At 71.1% G+C, this 18,017-nt stretch carries 17 protein-coding genes; 6 read left to right on the forward strand and 11 right to left on the reverse strand.

The genetic code is table 11. From position 1 onward, the window contains the following. Nucleotides 1-5 precede the first annotated feature (5 nt). The 4 genes from ACIHFD_RS54920 to ACIHFD_RS54935 all read left to right on the forward strand — a co-directional run bounded on the left by ACIHFD_RS54920 (nucleotide 6) and on the right by ACIHFD_RS54935 (nucleotide 5,018). Nucleotides 6-1,829 (forward strand): serine/threonine-protein kinase, encoded by a 1,824-nt coding sequence (locus tag ACIHFD_RS54920; RefSeq protein ID WP_397373697.1) that lies wholly within the window; start codon nucleotides 6-8, stop codon nucleotides 1,827-1,829. A gap of 35 nt (nucleotides 1,830-1,864) precedes the next feature. Next, nucleotides 1,865-3,070 carry a serine/threonine-protein kinase gene (locus ACIHFD_RS54925; RefSeq protein ID WP_397373698.1) on the forward strand — a complete coding sequence of 402 codons (1,206 nt, stop codon included), beginning with the start codon at nucleotides 1,865-1,867 and terminating at the stop codon, nucleotides 3,068-3,070. A gap of 195 nt (nucleotides 3,071-3,265) precedes the next feature. After that, on the forward strand, nucleotides 3,266-4,045 hold the full coding sequence (locus ACIHFD_RS54930; protein ID WP_397373699.1) for an electron transfer flavoprotein subunit beta/FixA family protein: 780 nt from the start codon (nucleotides 3,266-3,268) through the stop codon (nucleotides 4,043-4,045). Between the two features lie 19 nt (nucleotides 4,046-4,064). Next, nucleotides 4,065-5,018: an electron transfer flavoprotein subunit alpha/FixB family protein gene (locus tag ACIHFD_RS54935; RefSeq protein ID WP_350729546.1), complete on the forward strand. Its 954-nt coding sequence runs from the start codon at nucleotides 4,065-4,067 to the stop codon at nucleotides 5,016-5,018. A gap of 344 nt (nucleotides 5,019-5,362) precedes the next feature. On the opposite strand, the gene ACIHFD_RS54940 is transcribed toward ACIHFD_RS54935, so the two are convergent. Continuing rightward, nucleotides 5,363-6,157 carry an ArsR/SmtB family transcription factor gene (locus tag ACIHFD_RS54940; protein ID WP_397373700.1) on the reverse strand — a complete coding sequence of 265 codons (795 nt, stop codon included), beginning with the start codon at nucleotides 6,155-6,157 and terminating at the stop codon, nucleotides 5,363-5,365. Nucleotides 6,158-6,436: 279 nt separating this feature from the next. Between ACIHFD_RS54940 and ACIHFD_RS54945 the strand changes: the two genes are divergently transcribed. Further along, entirely contained in the window at nucleotides 6,437-7,342 is a 906-nt protein-coding gene (locus ACIHFD_RS54945; RefSeq protein WP_397373701.1) for a hypothetical protein, read from the forward strand. A 273-nt stretch (nucleotides 7,343-7,615) separates the two neighbouring features. Here the strand turns inward: ACIHFD_RS54945 and ACIHFD_RS54950 are convergent, their stop codons facing one another. From ACIHFD_RS54950 to ACIHFD_RS54990, 9 genes are all read right to left on the reverse strand, one after another. Next, on the reverse strand, nucleotides 7,616-7,975 hold the full coding sequence (locus tag ACIHFD_RS54950; protein ID WP_397373702.1) for a hypothetical protein: 360 nt from the start codon (nucleotides 7,973-7,975) through the stop codon (nucleotides 7,616-7,618). Nucleotides 7,976-8,037: 62 nt separating this feature from the next. After that, a complete protein-coding gene (locus ACIHFD_RS54955; RefSeq protein WP_397373703.1) occupies nucleotides 8,038-8,859 on the reverse strand; it encodes a helix-turn-helix domain-containing protein in 822 nt (273 codons plus the stop codon). Nucleotides 8,860-8,916: 57 nt separating this feature from the next. Beyond that, the gene (locus ACIHFD_RS54960; RefSeq protein WP_397373705.1) at nucleotides 8,917-10,380 is read right to left on the reverse strand and encodes a sensor histidine kinase; all 1,464 of its coding nucleotides are present in this window, start codon (nucleotides 10,378-10,380) and stop codon (nucleotides 8,917-8,919) included. Then, complete coding sequence (locus ACIHFD_RS54965; protein WP_397373706.1) at nucleotides 10,377-11,078, reverse strand: response regulator transcription factor; 702 nt, start codon at nucleotides 11,076-11,078, stop codon at nucleotides 10,377-10,379. Before ACIHFD_RS54965 ends, ACIHFD_RS54960 begins: the two co-directional genes overlap by 4 nt. A gap of 27 nt (nucleotides 11,079-11,105) precedes the next feature. After that, nucleotides 11,106-11,870, reverse strand: coding sequence for a hypothetical protein (locus ACIHFD_RS54970; RefSeq protein WP_397373707.1), 765 nt, complete (start codon nucleotides 11,868-11,870; stop codon nucleotides 11,106-11,108). Further along, on the reverse strand, nucleotides 11,867-12,766 hold the full coding sequence (locus ACIHFD_RS54975; protein WP_350729563.1) for an ABC transporter ATP-binding protein: 900 nt from the start codon (nucleotides 12,764-12,766) through the stop codon (nucleotides 11,867-11,869). Before ACIHFD_RS54975 ends, ACIHFD_RS54970 begins: the two co-directional genes overlap by 4 nt. Nucleotides 12,767-12,893: 127 nt before the next feature. Further along, nucleotides 12,894-13,565: a rhomboid family intramembrane serine protease gene (locus ACIHFD_RS54980; RefSeq protein WP_397373708.1), complete on the reverse strand. Its 672-nt coding sequence runs from the start codon at nucleotides 13,563-13,565 to the stop codon at nucleotides 12,894-12,896. Nucleotides 13,566-13,635: 70 nt separating this feature from the next. Beyond that, entirely contained in the window at nucleotides 13,636-14,832 is a 1,197-nt protein-coding gene (locus ACIHFD_RS54985; RefSeq protein WP_397373709.1) for an MFS transporter, read from the reverse strand. 391 nt (nucleotides 14,833-15,223) lie between these two features. After that, nucleotides 15,224-15,736, reverse strand: a complete 513-nt coding sequence (locus ACIHFD_RS54990; RefSeq protein WP_350729567.1) for a TetR/AcrR family transcriptional regulator — start codon at nucleotides 15,734-15,736, stop codon at nucleotides 15,224-15,226. Nucleotides 15,737-15,790: 54 nt separating this feature from the next. On the opposite strand from ACIHFD_RS54990, the gene ACIHFD_RS54995 reads away from it, so the two are divergent. Continuing rightward, entirely contained in the window at nucleotides 15,791-16,954 is a 1,164-nt protein-coding gene (locus tag ACIHFD_RS54995; protein ID WP_397373710.1) for a cysteine desulfurase family protein, read from the forward strand. A gap of 19 nt (nucleotides 16,955-16,973) precedes the next feature. On the opposite strand, the gene ACIHFD_RS55000 is transcribed toward ACIHFD_RS54995, so the two are convergent. Beyond that, entirely contained in the window at nucleotides 16,974-18,017 is a 1,044-nt protein-coding gene (locus ACIHFD_RS55000) for a DUF695 domain-containing protein (RefSeq protein ID WP_363976234.1), read from the reverse strand.

Genomic DNA, 18,017 nt, shown 5'->3' on the forward strand with positions numbered 1-18,017 from the left:
TGGCGATGAGCACCCAAGCACCAGAACGCCTGGGCCCGTACCGGCTGGTCAGGAAGATCGGCGAAGGTGGCATGGGGGTCGTCCACCTCGGTCTCGACGGCGAGGGCCGCGAAGTCGCCATCAAGGTCCTCCACCCCCACGTGGCCGCCGACCTCAAGGCGCGCGACCGGCTGACCCGCGAGGTCGAGACCATGCGCCGGGTGCGCAGCCCGCACGTCGCCGAGGTGATCGACGCCGAGCTCGTGGGCGGCCAGCCGTACGTCGTGACCCGCTTCGCCCCCGGCCGCACGCTGGAGGACACCGTCCTGGCCGACGGCCCGCTGGAGGCGCGCGAGGTCATCAGGCTCACCCAGGGCCTCTGCCAGGCGCTGGTGGCCATCCACACGGCCGACGTGATCCACCGCGACTTCAAGCCGTCCAACGTCATGCTGGTCAACGGCGAGCCGCTGGTCATCGACTTCGGCATCGCCCATCTGGTCAACGCGACCAGGCTGACCCAGACGGGCATGTTCGTCGGCACGCCGGGCTATCTGGCGCCCGAGATCATCCGTGACTCCGAGATCACCCAGGCGGCCGACGTGCACGCGCTGGCCTCGACGGTGTTCTTCGCCGCGACGGGGGCGCCGCCGTTCGGCACGGGAACGTTCGAGGCGGTCTGCTTCAACATCATGGAAGGGCGGGCGCAGATCGACAAGGCGCCCGCATGGCTGCGCGGCTGGCTCGGCAGGGCGCTGCAGGTCGACCCCGCGTCCCGGCCCAGCGCGCACGAGCTGCTGCGGATGGCCAGGGCGCTCGACCCGGCCGTGACCACCTTCAACGAGACGTCCTTCGACGGGCCGACCGGCACCAAGCGCATGGGCGGCGGCACGCGGACCATGGACACGTTCTCCGACCTGCTGCCGCCGGTCGAGTACGGCAAGACCGCGCCGCCCCCGGCCAGGGAGGAGCGACCGCCCACGCGCAGGGAGGAACGGCCGCCCCCTCGCCGGGAGGAGCGGCCGTACCGGGAGGAGCGGCCGCCGCCGTACGTGCCCGCGCCGGTCGCGGCCAGGCCGATGGCCCGCACCGACCAGCGGGTCGCGGGTTACCCGGCGCCGCCGCCCACCTCGCCGTCGCAGGTCAGGCCCTACACGCCGCCGCCTCAGTACACCCCGCCGTCCGAGCGGAAGAGATACCTGTTCGGCAGCCAGGTCGTGGGCCTGCTCCTGCTGGTCACGCTGGTGGCGCTGACCGTCATGATGCCGGTCATGGTCGGCGCGATCGCCGTCGCGCTCGCGCTGGTGCTGCGGCTCGGCGAATACCTGTTCGGCGACCTGGTCAAGCGGCGCCAGATGCGCGGCAGCAGCTCGGCCGACCCGCTGCTGGCGGTCGTCGGCACACCCTGGGCGCTGGTCAAGTCCGCGCTTGTGACGGCCGTGCACGTGCCGCTGGCGCTGCTGTTCGGCCTGTGCGTCTGGGGCCTGCTCCGCTGGGTGGGCGGGATGAGCGTCAACGAGGCGGCCTCGTTCGCGGCGGGCGCCTTCGCGGCCGGCCTGTTCGTGCTGCCGGGCGGCGGCGCGCCGCGCCAGGCCGTCACCCGCACGCTCACCGGCGTGCTGCGCAGCCCCGGCGCGGCGCTGGTTGCAGTCGTGCTGGTGGGTACGGCGGCGCTGTTCTCAGTGATGTTCGCGCTGGGACAGGACGCGTCGTGGTACCCGTGGCGGGCGCCGAAGACGGTCATCGACGAGCTGGCGAACAACGCCCAGCAGAGCACGATCGGCCTGATCACCGGGCTGATCGACAGCCTGCTCAGCGACCTCGGGCTGGGGTTCCTGACTCCCTGGTCCTGAGTGTCCCCATCGGCTCTCGGGGGGAGAGATGAGGTATGAGCGAGCACCTCGGCCCATATGAGCTTCTTTCCAAGCTCGGGGCGGGCGGGTTCGGCGAGGTACATCTCGCCCTCGACGCCGAGGGACGTACGGTCGCGGTGAAGGTGCTCCATCCCCACGTCATCGCCGACGGCGGGGCGCTGGCCCGGCTGGCGCGCGAGGTGGAGACCATGCGGCGGGTCGGCGGGTCGCACGTGGCGGAGGTGCTCGACGCCTCGCTGGAGGGCGCCCGGCCCTACCTCGTGACCCGCTATGTCCAGGGCCGCCCGCTCAGTGCCACGCCCGTGCCCGTGGCCGACCTGCGCAGGCTGGCCTCCGGGCTGGCCGACGCGCTGCTCGCCATGCACGAGTCCGGCGTGGTGCACCGCGATCTCAAACCGGCCAACGTGATGATGGCCGAAGGCGAGCCCGTCGTCATCGACTTCGGCATCGCCAGCGCGCTCGACTCGCTGTCGGTCACGGCCTCCGGCGCCGTGGTGGGCACGCCCGGCTACCTGGCCCCCGAGGTGCTGGAGGGCAAGAGCGCGGGCATGGAGGCCGACGTGTTCTCCTTCGGGGCGACGCTGGCGTACGCGGCGACGGGGCGGCAGCCGTACGGGCAGGGGCCCGCCTCCGCGGTGGCCTACCGGGTCGTGCACCATTCGCCCGACCTGGAGGGCGTCCCCGAGTGGCTGGTGCCGCTGTTACGCGAGTGCCTGTCCACCGATCCTGCCGCGCGGCCGACGGCCGCGCAGCTCTGCGCCAGGCTGGGGGTCGAGCCGGTCTCCCACGTACGCCACATCCCGCCCCGGGCGGCGAGCGCCGCCGACGACCTGGCCACGAGGGAGTGGCGGCTGGGCAGGGGACGGCCGCGCAGGTCGGTGGAGGAGTCCAGGGCCAGGCACCGGGAGAAGGTGCGCAGGCGCTGGCTGATCGGTTCGGGGCTGTTCGTGTCGCTGCTGGCCGCCGCCGCCCGCGAGCCGCTGCCCGAGGTGGCGCTGTTCCTGCTGGCGGCGTACGCGCTGGCCGTGGTGGCCGACGCCGGGGTGGCGCTGTTCTCGAAGAGCCTGTTCCGGCGCAGCCGCATGATCACGGATCTGGTCAGCGTGGCGGGGGCCGTGGGACTGTGTTTCGGGCTGGCGACGGTGTTCAGCCCGTTCACGCTGGCGCTGTTCGCGGGTACGGCACTGGTGGTGGGAGTCGTGTTCGTGCTGTCGGCCTAGACCGAACAAAGTTCTGTATAGTGGGTGGCTGCGGGTTTGCAGTAAAGCTACTCATGGGTAACATAACTGGCGAAAGCTTGGGCAGACCCTCTGTCAGTGGCCCGGTGGGCACCTGGCAGTCTGGACAGCATTGCATTCGGCGCCCGCCGCAACGAGGCGGTGGCGCACGCGAACACGGGAGGTCGGCCACCGGCCATGAACATCGTCGTCTGCGTGAAGCAGGTCCCCGACACTGCGACCGAGCGCAAGCTGCGGTCCGATGACAAGACGCTCGACCGCGACGCCGTCGACGGCGTGGTCAACGAGCTTGACGAGTACGCGGTCGAGGAGGCGCTGCGGCTCAAGGAGGCCCACGGTGGTGAGGTGACCGTGCTCACCATGGGCCCCGGCAAGGCCACCGAGACCATCCGCAAGGCGCTGGCCATGGGCGCCGACAAGGCCGTCCACCTCAGCGACGACGCGCTGCACGGCTCCGACGCGCTGTCCACCTCGTACGCGATGGCGCAGGTGCTCAAGAAGATCGGGTTCGACCTGGTCATCCTGGGCTCCGAGTCCACCGACGCGCGCACCGGCGTGCTGGCCGCGATGCTGGCCGAGCGCCTCGGCACCCCGCAGCTCACGCTGGCCAACAAGGTCGACGTCGATGGCTCCTCGATCGCCGTCCAGCGCATCACCGACTACGGCTTCGACAAGGTCGAGGCCACGCTGCCGGCCGTCGTCTCCGTGGTCGAGAAGATCAACGAGCCGCGCTACCCGTCGTTCAAGGGCATCATGGCCGCCAAGAAGAAGCCGGTCGAGACGCTGGCCATCGGCGACGCCTCCATCGACGCCACCCAGGTGGGCCTGGCCGCCGCGTGGTCCTCGGTCGTCGACTTCGCCGCCGCCCCGCCGCGCGCGGCCGGCACGATCGTCAAGGACGAGGGCGACGGTGGCGCGAAGGCCGCCGACTACCTCGCGTCCAAGAAGTTCATCTGAGAACGGGAGTTTTGCTGATATGTCGGAGATTCTCGTTCTCGTCGAGCAGGTCGAAGGCGAGGTCAAGAAGGTCACGCTGGAGCTGCTGACCCTGGCCCGCTCGCTCGGCACCCCCTCCGCCGTCTGGGCGGGCCCCGGCCTCACCGCCGAGGCCAAGGCCAGGCTCGCCGAGTACGGCGCTGACAAGATCTACGTCGCCGCGTCGAGCGACATCGTCGACTACGTGGTCGCGCCCAAGGCCGAGCTGCTCGCCCAGCTCGTCGCCGCCACGTCCCCGGCCGCCGTGCTCGTGGCCGCCACGTCCGAGGGCAAGGAGGTCGCCGGCCGCCTGGCCGTCAAGACCGACTCCGGCGTCATCACCGACGCCGTGGGCCTGGGCGAGGGCTTCGTCGCCGACCAGTCCATCTTCGGCGGCGGCATCAACGTGCAGTCCAAGGTGAGCAAGGGCACGCCGATCGTCGCCGTACGCCCCAACTCCACCGCCCCCGAGGCCGCCCCCGCCGCCGGCACCGAGGAGGAGGTGTCGGTCACCCTGTCCGACGCCGCCAAGGCGGCCCGCATCGTCGAGCGGGTCAAGCAGGAGAAGGGTGCCCGGCCGGAGCTGACCGAGGCCGCGATCGTGGTCTCGGGCGGGCGCGGCGTCGGCTCCGCCGACAACTTCTCGATCATCGAGGGCCTGGCCGACTCGCTCGGCGCCGCCGTCGGCGCCTCCCGCGCCGCCACGGACGCCGGCTGGTACCCGCACCAGTTCCAGGTGGGGCAGACGGGCAAGACGGTGTCGCCGCAGCTGTACATCGCGGCGGGCATCTCGGGCGCCATCCAGCACCGGGCCGGCATGCAGACGGCCAAGACGATCGTCGCGATCAACAAGGACCCGGAGGCCCCGATCTTCGAGCTGGCCGACTACGGCGTGGTGGGCGACCTCCACCAGGTCGTGCCGCAGCTCACCGAGGAGATCAACAAGCGCAAGTAGCCGCAGGGGAAAGGCACGGTCTTCGCGCTATAGCGCTCTGGCTGTGACTTTGGGGGGCGCAGCCCCCAAAGCCCTTGGCTTCAAGGCGCGGTCGTCGCGGTGGGGGCGCTTCGCATGGGGCTCGGGCTGTGACATTGGGGCCCCAATGTCACAGCTCCGCCGATCCGTCGGCCCATCCATGACGCTTGGATCGCTGCCACAGCCATTGCACACCAGGTTTCTTCGTCACGGCGGCTTCTGGACGGCGCTCGGCGCGACCGCCGTGCCCTTCGGGCTGCTCGCCTTCCTCTGGGCGGGCCGGCGGGGCGGTAGTCCGCGACGTCGTCGAGCCCTGATCGGGGAGGTCACGCATCCTCCGGCAGCGGTTCGCCGGTCTCCAGCAGCGACTTCAGGCTCGCCACCACGTTCGGCCAGCCGTGGCTGACCATCTCGGCCAGGCTCGATCCGGGCTCGAAGCCGTCGTGCATGACGGTGAGCTTCACGACCTGCGCGGCGGCCTCCTCAATGGTGAAGGTGACCTTCGAGCGGGCCTCGCCGGACAGCCGGGCGAGCATCTCCTCGTCCCAGCCGAAGCGCTTGGCGAGCTCCGGGGTGATGGCGTGCCAGGTGTAGGAGAGGCGACTGTAGGGGTCGGCCTCCAGCACGACCTGCTCCGGGTCGCTGATCAGCACGCCGTGGTTGTCCCAGGTCATCGGCGAGCCGACGGACCAGTCCGTGGTGAACTCCGTGGCCCAGTATTGGCGGGTGAAGGCGGGCTCGGTCAGCGCCTGCCAGAGCTTCTGCGGGGTGGTGCGGATGTAGGTGGTGTAGACGAAGGTCGGCGCGTCCATCGGGGTCTCCTCCAGGGCGAGTTTCAGGTCCGCCAGGGCTTGGACCCTGGCCTGGTCATAGCGGCTGATCCACCGGTGGGCGATCTCGTGCACGGGCGCGGCGTTGAGGTAGTGCAGCTTCTCCCGGCCCCGCCGCACGGTGGCGACGAGCCCGGCCTCCTCCAGCACCGCGAGGTGCTTGCTGACGGACTGCCTGGCCATGTCGAGTCCGGCGCAGAGCTCGCGCAGCGTCTGCCCGTTGCGGGCGTTGAGCGAGTCGAGCAGTGCGCGCCGGCTCGGATCGGCCAGCGCCTTGAACACCTCGTCCATGTCCGCCCTCGTACTTGGGTTGCCGCTTGTCGATATGCAGCCTTTCGGCTGCCTTTAATTTAGGCAGCCAGATGGCTGCCTGTCAAGACGCGCGACTAGCGGGAGCTGATCATCCTCGGGACGGCGGTCATGTGGGACGGAATGCCTCTGGATCATCGGATGTCGCCACCTTCGAGAGGTCGGCAGTCCAGGCCGACGCCGAGACGCGTCTCGCACGGAGAAGTAGGTTCCGTCGCCATTCTCGTAACTTTAAGTACTGGACATGTGACAATAGGTGTCATGCCGTCCCCCCGCCATGACGCCCTCGTCCAGATGTTCACTGACCGTCCCCTACTGGCAGTGGAGGTCTTGCGTGATCTTCTGGGAGTCGAGTTGCCCGCCACCCAACTGGTCCGGCTGGAGAAGTCCACCTTCAACACTCGCCCCTCCGACGACCTGGAGTCCGACCTGGTCGTTGTCATGGGGCCGCCGCAGACCGCCGCGCACGCCATCATCCTGGAGGTCCAGCAGGACAAGTCCAAGGATCCTCTGCAATTGGCGCGCTACGCTGCCGCGCTGTGGCTCATGCTGCGCTGTGATGTCACGGTCTTGCTCGTCTGCCCCGATCGTGGAGTTGCCGTCCATTACGCGAAACCCGTCGATTCAGGGTTGAGCGGCTACCGCCTGCAGGCACAGGTGTTGGGGCCGGACGACATTCCGGCCATCACCGATCCTCAGGAGGCTGTCGCCCGCCCGGGTCTGTCGATCATGGCGGTCATGGCCCACGGTCGTGACCGCAAGGTGGTGGAGGCTTTCGCCATGGCGCTGACAGAGCTGCGTGATGAACACGCTGCGAAGTACTATGAATACGCTTACAGCATGTCCGCGCCCGAAGTGCGGCGCCTCCTGGAGGAGATCATCATGACGTCCACCACCTGGCCCGTCTACAGCCCCTTCGCCCGCGAGCACTACGGCCGCGGCCAGGAAGAAGGCAAAGCGGAGGGCGTGGCAGAAGGCAAGGCGGAGGAGGCGGTCAGGATGCTTCTGCTGGTGCTGGGCGCCCGTGGCTTCGACATTCCGGATGACATGCGCACCCGGATCTCCACCTGTGCTGATCTGGCCCAGTTGGAATCATGGGCCACTCATGCGGTGACCGCCCAGTCCCTCGAGGACCTGTTCGACGAGACCGGTGCACAGCCCTGCTAGGGCTCACCTGGGACAGCACCGATCTCACTGACCACGAGCTGCGGGCCTCCCACCAGCTCAACCGTGTCCATGGCAAACGGCTCCCCCTCCCGGGGTGGCTCAGCGTGATCATCTATCTGACCCTGTTCGTGACCGTCGCCACCGTGGTGATCCGCTGGTCACACCGCGCCGGCTGGTCGCAGGCCCACCGGCTGGCACTCGCCGGCGGCGCCATGCTGACCTACGCCTGGCACTGCTCGAGGCGTTGCCGGCCGGGCTCGGGCCGCGGCGCGATCAATGGACAAGCGTGTGAACCAGCACGTCGAAGTGCAGGACGTGGGGGTCCGAGTCCCGCAGCGTCGCGCGGGCGGGCGGGGTGACGCGTTCGCGGGTGTGGTCCGCGCCCGCGAACGCCTTGACCGTGTCCAGGGAGTCGAACAGCGTGACGGTCGTCAGCTCCATGGCCTCCGCATCGTGGCGGGCCAGGAGGTACGCGCCGCGGAAGCCGGGCAGGCCGCGCAGCTCGTGCATCACCTCTGACTCGAACACCTGCTGATATCTGCTGGTAGCCGCAGTGCCGGTGGTCCTGGCACGCCATACTCGGGCGATCATGATCGGCTCGTTCTCCTTCGCCGTACGGGGATCGGACGTCACCGAGTCTCGTCCCCGTCGTACGGCCGCCGCTTGAAGATCCTTGCTCGAATGAGGTCGCATCGTCAGCGCGGTGGGACCGCCAGCATGCGGCGCACGGCCACCGGTGTCAGCCCGCACTCCCCACGGATCGTGCGCGTCAGATGGGCGTGATCGGCGAAGCCCAGGTCGGCGGCGAGAGAGGCCAGATCATCGTGTCCCGCCTCGATGGCCTCGAGCGCGCGCATGGTGCGGATGCGATTGCGGTACGCCGTCAGGGTCACCCCGGTCTCCTGGCGGAAGGCGCGGCTCAGGTGATAGGGCGACCAGCCGACGCGCCGGGCCAGATCACGCAGGGAGGCGCTCAGATCGTCGGCGATGAGCGTGCGTACCGACTCCACCAGGGCCCGCCGTCGCGCCAGTGTGGCGGCCCGGCCGCGGGCCCGGTCCGGGTGGGCGCGGTGCCGAGCCTCGAACAGGTCGCCCATCAGGCCGATCACCATCTCGGCGAGTTCCGGGGAATCCGCATCCTTCCCGGCCCGTGACACCAGCAGCCGATGTGCGAGTGCCAGCTTGCCGTTGACCGGAAACGCCACGGCGCACGGCGGCTCGTCCCCCGCCAGTTCGCGCATCAGGCCGGGTGAGCAGGTCACAGTCGTGCAGATGTCCTCGATCCCGGGACGGTGGGCGATGCTCAACTCCTGGCCCACGCCGCCGAGGTAGGCCAGCGCAGGATCGGCCAGCAGGACTTGATCGTCCACACGGGCCCGGAAGGCGCCGCTTCGTACCAGCACCACGCGGTACGCCGTCGCCACCTCGGGCGGCGACCACGTCTCGCTCTCGGCCCGGATCCTGACCCGCTCCAGCGAGAACCCGTCTCCGGCCGCGAGGTTCGTCACCGTCCGCATGCCACAACGCTACTCGCGGCCCGGACTCCGGCGACGGCCGCTGGTGGCGCGCCGGCGTCAGCGCGGGTCGGCGATCGGGAGGCGTACCTGGAAGGCCGCGCCCTTGCCCGGCGAGGAGCGGACCTCCACCCGGCCCCCGTGGGCCGTGACGATGGAGCGGACGATCGCCAGTCCGAGCCCCGCACCCCCCGTCGCGCGGGCTCGGGAGGTGTCCGCGCGGTAGAAGCGGTCGAAGACGCGGGCCTCCTCCTCAGGGCTCAGCCCGGGCCCCTCGTCCTCGATGACCAGGACCGACTCCCCGCCGTCCGTCCCGACGCCGATCCGTACCGGGGTGCCGGCGGGTGTGTGGGTGATGGCGTTGCCGACGAGGTTGCTGACGACCTGCCGCAGGCGGGCCTCGTCCCCCAGCACGGGCGCGGACGCCGCCGGGCCGCCGGACGGGCCGGTGAAGGCGACGGGCCTGGACGGGTCGAGCGCGGCGAAGTCGTGGCGGGCGTCGGCGGCCAGCGTACGGAGGTCCATGGGGGTGAGGTCGAGCGCCGGCCCGTCGCTCTCGTCGAGACTGGCGAGCAGCAGCAGGTCCTCCACCAGCCGGGCCAGGCGGCCCGACTCGCTCTCGATGCGGGCCAGCGCGGGCCCCGCCTCGGTGCCGCCCATGCGGTACAGCTCCGAGAAGCCCTTGATGCCGAACAGCGGGGTGCGCAGCTCGTGGCTGACATCCGCCACGAACCTGCGCATCCTGGCCTCCGACTCCACCTTCGCCGCGACGCCCTGCTCGATCTGGGCCAGCATCTTGTTGAGCGAGCGGGCCAGCCGGCCCACCTCGGTGGAAAGGCCGGCCGGCTCGGGTACGCGCCTGGTCAGGTCGCCGTCCGCGATGGCCGCCGCCGTCTCCTCCACCCGGCGCAGCGGAGCGAGCCCGGCCCTGATGGCGACCCCGCCGATGAGCGCGAGCACGCCGAGCAGGACGGTGCCCGTGAGGAGGCAGGCCACCCGGAGCCGGTCGACCGTGGTGTGCAGCTCGGCGAGCGAGACCGCCGCCACCACCGCGGTGTGATCGGCCGGGCCGAGGCTCGTGCCGCCGGAGCCGGGGCGCGGGCCGTTCGTGCCGGCGCGGGGCAGCGCCACCGCCCGCCACTCGTCGCCGTCCGTGCCGTTCACCGTGAACGGCTGCCCGGCGCGGGCCGCCACCGCGGCGCTGTCGAGCCGGGGCAGCGCGGGCCCGGCGAGGTCACCGAGCTCGCGGAGAACGGACCCGTCCGCCGCCAGGTAGGCCACGAACCCCTTCCCCATCAGGTCGAACGGCCCGGCCGGGAGCGGGCTGCTCGCCAGCTTCACGACCAGGTCCGGCGGGATCGCGGACGCCGCCTTGCCCATCGGCTCCAACTGGGCGTCGACGCGCGTCATGAGCTGGGTCTCGAGCTGACGCAGCACCACCGAGCTGATCACCACCAGGCCGACCACCAGCAGCGCGACCGCGATGGCCAGCAGCCGGGCGGCGAGCGACAACCGGCCGATCATCGCTTGGGCTTGCGCAGGACGTAGCCGACGCCGTGGACGGTGTGGATCAGCTTGGGTTCGCCGGCGTCGAGCTTGCGCCGCAGGTAGCTCACGTACGTGTCCACGATGCTCGTGTCGCCGGCGAAGTCGTAGCGCCACACGTGCTCCAGGATCTGGGTCTTGGGCAGCACCCGCCCGGCGTTGAGCACCAGGTGGAGCAGGAGGCGGAACTCCGTGGGCGACAGCCGTACCGGACGTCCTGCCCTGGTGACCTGGTGACCGTCGGGATCGACCTCGAGGTCACCGACCACCAGCGTGGAATCGTCGGGGGCCGCGCCCGTGCGGCGGAGGATGGCCCTGATGCGGGCCAGCAGCTCCTCCAGGTCGAACGGCTTGGTCACGTAGTCGTCGCCGCCCAGCCGCAGCCCGTTGATCTTGTCGGCCGTGGCGTCCCGCGCCGTGAGGAACAGTACGGGCACCGGACCGGGCCGCCCGCCGCCCCTGGGCAGGCTCCGCAGCAGGCGGATCACCTCGAACCCATCGAGATCGGGCAGCATGACATCGAGCAGGACCAGGTCCGGCGGGTCGAGCCGGGCCGACTCCAGCGCCTGCGCGCCGTTCTCCGCCGAGCTCACCGTGAAGCCGGCGAACCGCAGCGTCGCGGAGAGCAGCTCCTTGACGGTGGGCTCGTCGTCGACCACGAGCAGCCGTTCTCCCACGAGAGGCACCTCCCCGGTCCAGCGTAGTCAGGCGTCGCGATTCTTGAGCTGGACGTACGCGGCGACCAGCATGACCGCCACGAACCCGACCAGCAGCCCGAACCCCAGCGCCCCCGGCAGCTCGGATTTCCCGGAGACGGCCTGGAGGGCAGCCATGCTCGGCCAGTAGACGCCGATGAGATCGCGCAGGAAGCCCGGCGAGGCCCCGGCCATGACGGGGAGCAGGAGGAAGGCGGTGCTGACGTTCGCGGCGGGGGCCGTGCCGCGCAGCAGGACGCCCAGCGCCAGGCCGAACAGCGCGAGGAGCGTCAGCACGAGCGGTCCGAACAGCAGCAGCCGCAGCGCGACAGGATCGCCCGGCAGGACGGACGGCGCGCCGCCCGCGGACAGCGTCAGCTGGCTCGTCGTGAACATCAGCCACACCGCGGCCACGCTCACCGGCAGCGCGGTCAGCACGGTGATCCCGCACTTGGCCGCCAGCAGCCGGCCGCGACTGCTCACGGCGGCCAGGCTGGCCCGCATCGTGCCGGAGCCGTACTCGGAGGAGGCCACCAGCACGCCCAGCGCCGCCACCAGCAGCTGCACGATGAACACGCCGCGCATGCCCAGGTCCAGCGGCTGGAAGTCGAGCCGCTCCTGCGCCGTGGCCGTGGCGTACTCCTTGGCGGCCGTGCTGCTGAACAGCCACCCCAGCAGCCCCGCGACGGCGGCGGTCGCCGCCGACAGCACCATGGTGGACCTGATGCTGCTGAACTTGGTCCACTCCGCTTTCAGCACCCCCGCGTCGATCATCGTGCCACCCCGTACTCGACGCTCTCCCGGGTGAGCTCCATGAACGTCTCCTCCAGCGACGCGCGGCGGGGGGCCAGCTCGAACAGCGGCACGCCCTCGGCCGCCGCCAGCCGCCCGACGTCGGGTGCCGTCATGCCGGTGACCAGCAGCTCGTCGGCGCCGCCGGGCCGGACGTGGGCGCCGGACAGCTCCAGGCGCCGGGCGAAGGAGGCGGCGTCGGGCGTGCGTACGAACACCGCCGCCCCGCCCTCGGTGAAGTCGTCGATCTCCCCCTCCGCGATGAGCCGGCCCTTGCCGATCACCACGAGGCGGTCCGCCGTCAGCGCCATCTCGCTCATCAGGTGGCTGGACACCAGCACCGTGCGCCCTTCCGCGGCCAGCCCGCGGATGAGCGTGCGGATCCACAGGACGCCTTCGGGGTCCAGCCCGTTGACCGGCTCGTCGAGCATCAGCACCGGCGGATCCCCGAGCAGCGCCGCGGCGATGCCCAGCCGCTGCCCCATGCCCAGCGAGAACTCGCCCGCCTTCCTGCCCGCCACCGCCGTGAGCCCGACCAGGTCCAGCACCTCGGCGACGCGGAGGTCGGGGATGGCGTTCGTCTGGGCGAGGTAGAGCAGATGTTTGTACGCGCTGCGCCTCGGGTGCACGGCCTGCGCCTCCAGCATCGAGCCGACCTCGCGCAGCGGGTGGCGGAGCTCGTGGTGGGCACGGCCGTTGATCGTGGCGGTGCCGGAGGTGGGCAGGTCGAGGCCGAGGATCATGCGCATCGTGGTGGTCTTGCCCGCGCCGTTCGGGCCGAGGAAGCCGGTGACTTGCCCCGGGCGCACCGTGAAGGTGAGATCGTCCACGGCGAGCACGTCGCCGTAGCGTTTGGTCAGTCCGTCGAGCTGGATCATGGGTCCAGCGTGGGGGCGGCGGTTGGGGGAGTTCTGAGGAGTCTGTGAGTTGCCTGTGAGCCGGGGCGCCCCCACGTGGGCGTGCGCGCCCCCGCCTGCCGCCGATCCACAGAGAACTCTTAGGACGTCACGCGGGCTTCGTACGCCTGGATGTCGAAAGGTACGTTCCCTTCAAGATCCATCCCACGATGATGCCACTCAGCAGCGCGACCCCGTGGAGGTCCGCCAACGCGGCCGGCACCCCCGCGGCGGGGACGGCGACGGCGGCGAAGAGCCAGAGGGGCAGGCGCTCGCGCTTGTTCACCAGCTGGGAACCGGCCGCCCCCACGGCGACCATGACGATGACGCCCCACGTGCCCAGGCCCATGAGGGTCGAGGCGCCCAGGACGAGCGCGTAGTACGCGCCCAGCGCGCGGCCCAGCCTGTCGCCGGCGGCCACGGCGAGGCCGCCGGCCAGGCCGCAGACGGCGATCGAATTGCCCGCACCCGGATCGTTCAGGAGATATCCGGCCGCCTCGCCGGCCACGGCGCCCGCGGCGTACAGGGCGAGCCAGCGGGCCGGGCCGAACGCCCGCTCGGCGAAATAGCCGAGCACGGCGAGGCACACCAGGTTGAACAGCGTGCCTAGCAGACCGCCGTCCTGCACCACCAGCGCCGTCCCCAGCCGCCACCACTCACCCTCGGCGATCGCCGCCGGGTTCCGCATCAGGGCGGGCTCCAGGCCGGGAATCGCGAACTGGAGGAGGCTGGGGACAGCCGTGATCACGAAGACCACGGCTGTGGTGTACGGCTTGAACATGGCGTTCAGCCTCGCACGGCGGCACTGAACGGGGCAGTGGCCTATGTACGAGGCTTGACGGTGACAAATGTCAGGCCGCGACCTCGACGGTCTCACGGTCGGCCAGGGTGACCGCCGGAGTGATCGCCGACGGCTCGCTGCGGGGGAGGAGGCGGGAGGCGGCGGCGATCAGCACGCCCAGGACGACCCCGATGCCGAGCGCGGTACGCAGCGTCGTGGCGTCCGAGATGAAGCCGATCACAACGGGTCCGAGCAGCAGGCCGGCGTACCCCATGGCGCCCGCCTGGGCGATCGCCGGTCCTGGGGAGTCGGTCGCGGTGCCCGCCAGCGACAGGGTCAGCGGCGAGATCGTCGCCACGCCGAGCCCGACGAAGAACATCGCGAACACCGCCACCAGCGCCGCCGGCGCCATCAGCACCACCGCGAAGAACCCGGCAGTCGCCACTCCGGAGACGGTCAGCATGCCCCGCACGCCGAACCTGGTCCGCAGCCGGTCCCCGGTGAGCCTGGCGATCAGCATGCCCAGCTCGAACACCGGGTAGCCGAGGGCGGCCAGCGCCTCGGGGGCGCCCAGCTCGTTCCGCATGTAGAGGCCGTTCCAGTCGGCGACCGTGCCCTCGACCATGAACGCGAAGAACATGATCGCGCCCAGCAGGTAGACGATCGGCGGCATGCGCCGGCGGGCCGCCGTGGCGGTCTCGGCCGCCGAGGGCTCGGGCAGGTACGTACGGCCGATCATGACCATGACGGGCAGCGAGATCAGGCCGATCAGCGCGACGTTGGCGGTGAACGGCAGCCCCACGGCGATCGCCACGCTGCCCAGCGCGCCCGCCGAGATGGCGCCCACGCACCAGCCCGCGTGCATGCCGTTCATCAGCGGCCGTCCGTACGCCTGCTCGACCGTGGAGCCCTGGGCGTTCATGGCCACGTCCACGGTGCCGAACGCCATGCCGAAGAGCGCCACGGCCACCATGAGCAACGGGAGGTTCGGGGCGAACGCCACGGCCACGAGTCCCAGCGCGGTGAGCGGCCCGCCGATCCGCAGCACCGCCCGGCTGCCCGCCCGGGCCATGATCCGGCGCATGGACTGCATCGTCACCAGCGCGCCCAGGCCCCACACGAGGAGGACGGCGCCGACCGTCGACTCGGACAGGCCGAGCTTGTCGGTCAGCGCCGGGATGCGCACCGTCATGGTGCCGACCATCAGTCCGCCCAGCACAAACGTCAGAACCGCCCCGTAACGGGCACTCCTCAGGGAACGGGTCATCGTTTAACACCTCACAAGAATTCGCACTATTTCGCCATATTTAGGTCTTGGGGCCCGCCCGCCCCGCGGCATCCGAGCGCCGCGCCGGGTGGCCGGGCGAGCTCGGGCCGGGGTGGGGGAGGGGTTTGGCTGGACGGTTGTGGCCCGAGGGGTTCCGCCTGCCCGCTCGTACTGAGCACCGGCACAGCCACCGGCCGAGCACCCAGGTCGAGTGGTCGGGTCGGCGACGGGTGTCCGGGCGAGCGGCGGCCCCGTGTCTGGGCATCGGCTCGATCGTGGCTTCCGCTTTGGGGAAGGCCGCGCGCCAGTCGGGCCGGCGCCGTACCGGCTGTCGTCCGAGGACATCGACGGGCCCGCGTCCCCACGGTGGGGAGGCGGGCGGGTCAGGGGCTCAGGAAGGGGGTTTGAGCAGCGCTTTCATCCGGGTCTCGAGCGCTTGGAGATCGTCCTCCGTGTTCAGCTCCGGGTCGTGGCTGGCCACGTCCCAGAGCCCTTCACACGCCAGTCGTACGATCTGCGACGCCCGCGGATCCGGCTCCTCGCCCAACCCCTCGCGATGCCAGCGGGCCATCGCCTCGCGTAGCGGCGCGAGCAGGAAGAGGTTGCCCGAGGCGCCCGTGACCACGGCCCATCGTCGCAGCCGTCCGGAGCGGACGGCGGCCAGCGTGGCGTGCAGGTAGCGCTCGGTGTAGGTCTCCCCGGGCTGCGCGACCATGAGCTGGTCGAAGTCCTCGATCAGACGCTCCACCATGCCCTTGATCAGGGCTTCTTTGGTGCCGTAGTGATAGAGGAGGCCGCCCTTGCTGACGCCTGCCCGGTCCGCCACGGCGGCCAGGGTGAGTGCGGACGAGCCCTGATCGCAGAGCAGGTCCTCTGCCGCGTCCAAAAGCTCGTCCCTTCGCATGAGCTCTACTGTACCGTCCGGACGGTACAGTAGCAAACGAGATACCCTGATCGGGTGACCAGACCGTCGGCCTATCTTGATCATGCGGCTACCACACCCATGCTGCCCGAGGCGATCGAGGCCATGACGGAGCAGCTCAAATGCGTCGGCAACGCCTCCTCGCTGCACGCCGCGGGCCGCCGGACGCGCAGGGTGGTCGAGGAGGCGCGAGAGACGATCGCCGACGCGCTCGGCGCCCGGCCCAGCGAGGTCGTGTTCACCTCGGGCGGCACCGAGGCCGACAACCTCGCGATCAAGGGCCTCTACTGGTCGCGCCGTCCGAGGCGGCGCGTGCTGATCAGCTCGGTGGAGCACCACGCCGCGCTCGACCCTGCCCACTGGCTGGCCGACAGCCAGGGCGCGGAGGTCGAGCTGCTCGCCGTGGACGCGTACGGCCGGGTCCACCCCGAGACGCTGCGCGAGGCCATCGAGCGCGACCCCGACGACGTGGCCATGATCAGCGTCATGTGGGCCAACAACGAGGTCGGCACGGTCCAGCCCGTCCACGTGCTGGCGGCCATCGCCCATGACCACGGCATCCCGTTCCACACCGACGCGGTCCAGGCGGTGGGGCAGTTGCCCGTGTCGTTCTCGGCCTCGGGGGTCGACGCGCTCACGCTGACCGGCCACAAGGTCGGCGGCCCGATGGGGGCCGGTGCGCTGCTGCTGGCCAGAGGGCTGACGCCGGTCTCCGTCCAGCACGGCGGAGGCCAGGAGCGCGACGTGCGCTCGGGCACGCTCGACGCGCCCGCCATCGCCGGGCTGGCCGCCGCCGTCAGCGCCGCCGTCAAGGAGCAGGAGGCCCTGGCCCGCCGCCTGACGTCGCTGCGCGACGAGCTCATCCAGCGCGTACGCCAGGCCGTCCCCGACGTGGTGCTCAACGGCGACCCCGCCGACCGGTTGCCCGGCAACGCCCACTTCTCCTTCCCCGGCTGCGAGGGAGACGCGCTGCTCATGCTGCTCGACGCCAAGGGCGTGGAGTGCTCGACGGGCTCGGCGTGTTCGGCGGGCGTGGCGCAGCCGTCCCATGTGCTGCTGGCCATGGGGGCGGAGTCGGCGGCGGCGCGGGGCTCGCTCAGGTTCACCCTGGGCCACACCTCGACCCGCGACGACGTCGACCGCCTGATCGAGGTGCTCCCCGCCGCCGTCGAACGCGCCCGCCGAGCCGGCCTCAGCTGAGACCCGGGCAGCCGGGGGCTCAGGTCAGGAAGGACACCACGGCGGACCAGGACGGATCGGCGGCCACGTCCACCCGGGGCTCGCCCTCCTCCCAGCTCACGATCAGCTCCTTCGCGTGGATCGCCGCGTCGCCGGTCGGGTCGGCGTACACGTGGATGATCCGATGCCCCTCGGCGCTCATGTGCGCCGCCAGCACCGCGTCGTCGCGCAGCTTGAGCAGCCGCGCGGCCAGCCGCTCCTCGAAGTCGCGCAGCGCCGTGAGCGAGTCGCCGACCGGCAGGCCGTTCTCGTCGCGGTGGGTGTACGGCAGCGTGATCGCGATGTGCTGGTCGAACAGCGGATAGTCCACCGGCCGCAGCGGGTGGCGGGCCGTGGCGACCAGCGGCGCGCCGCTGCCGGTCTGCCCTTCGAGCAGCACCCACTCCTCCTCGGTGTAGCCCGAGGCCACGTCGGCGACCACGGCGGGCAGGTGGACGGCGGGCACGGAGTCGATCGGCTGGAACGTGGCCGGCGTGATCTCCCCGACCCAGCGGGCCACGTCGTCCTCGCCGAGCAGCCAGTCGAGGGCCAGCAGGGTGGCCTCCATCCTGGTGTCCTCGTCCAGCTCGCCGAAGATCGGGTGGTACGCGGACACGTCGACCCGCGGCTGGTCCCTCGGCACCCGCAGCCCCAGCATCAGCTTGTCGAGCGCGAACTCGAAGCCGCCGACGTCCAGCGTCAGCTCCATGGCCTGCGGATTGGCCTGCCGCGACGGGTGGTACTCCCACAGCATGTCGGACGGCGGCGCCGCCTTGGCCCAGCGGTGCGCGAGCGAGCGCAGCTCGGGGTCGCCGGCCGCGGTCACCACCAGGGCGTGCGCGGCCTCCTTGCCCGGAGCCACCTCCCAGACCAGGCCCGGGTGGATCGCGGCGACCGCCGGGGCCAGCCGCTCCTCAAGCCCTTCGACGTCGCCGTTCGCGACCAGGGAGTCGAGCCCTGGCCTGGACTCCTGCCACCACGCCCAGAACTCGGCGATCCCGTCGCCGGTCTCTTCCTCTGCGCCCTTGCGCCCGAACAGTCGCAT

It is taken from the genome of Nonomuraea sp. NPDC051941, from assembly GCF_044593615.1.

Coding starts and splice junctions, on each gene's coding strand:
- ACIHFD_RS54945 (WP_397373701.1), top strand. CDS start 6,437: ATGCCGTCCCCCCGCCATGACGCCCTCGTCCAGATGTTCACTGACCGT.
- ACIHFD_RS55000 (WP_363976234.1), bottom strand. CDS start 18,017: ATGCGACTGTTCGGGCGCAAGGGCGCAGAGGAAGAGACCGGCGACGGG.
- ACIHFD_RS54985 (WP_397373709.1), bottom strand. CDS start 14,832: ATGACCCGTTCCCTGAGGAGTGCCCGTTACGGGGCGGTTCTGACGTTT.
- ACIHFD_RS54980 (WP_397373708.1), bottom strand. CDS start 13,565: ATGTTCAAGCCGTACACCACAGCCGTGGTCTTCGTGATCACGGCTGTC.
- ACIHFD_RS54940 (WP_397373700.1), bottom strand. CDS start 6,157: ATGGACGAGGTGTTCAAGGCGCTGGCCGATCCGAGCCGGCGCGCACTG.
- ACIHFD_RS54930 (WP_397373699.1), top strand. CDS start 3,266: ATGAACATCGTCGTCTGCGTGAAGCAGGTCCCCGACACTGCGACCGAG.
- ACIHFD_RS54920 (WP_397373697.1), top strand. CDS start 6: ATGAGCACCCAAGCACCAGAACGCCTGGGCCCGTACCGGCTGGTCAGG.
- ACIHFD_RS54935 (WP_350729546.1), top strand. CDS start 4,065: ATGTCGGAGATTCTCGTTCTCGTCGAGCAGGTCGAAGGCGAGGTCAAG.
- ACIHFD_RS54970 (WP_397373707.1), bottom strand. CDS start 11,870: ATGATCGACGCGGGGGTGCTGAAAGCGGAGTGGACCAAGTTCAGCAGC.
- ACIHFD_RS54955 (WP_397373703.1), bottom strand. CDS start 8,859: ATGCGGACGGTGACGAACCTCGCGGCCGGAGACGGGTTCTCGCTGGAG.
- ACIHFD_RS54990 (WP_350729567.1), bottom strand. CDS start 15,736: ATGCGAAGGGACGAGCTTTTGGACGCGGCAGAGGACCTGCTCTGCGAT.
- ACIHFD_RS54925 (WP_397373698.1), top strand. CDS start 1,865: ATGAGCGAGCACCTCGGCCCATATGAGCTTCTTTCCAAGCTCGGGGCG.
- ACIHFD_RS54960 (WP_397373705.1), bottom strand. CDS start 10,380: ATGATCGGCCGGTTGTCGCTCGCCGCCCGGCTGCTGGCCATCGCGGTC.
- ACIHFD_RS54975 (WP_350729563.1), bottom strand. CDS start 12,766: ATGATCCAGCTCGACGGACTGACCAAACGCTACGGCGACGTGCTCGCC.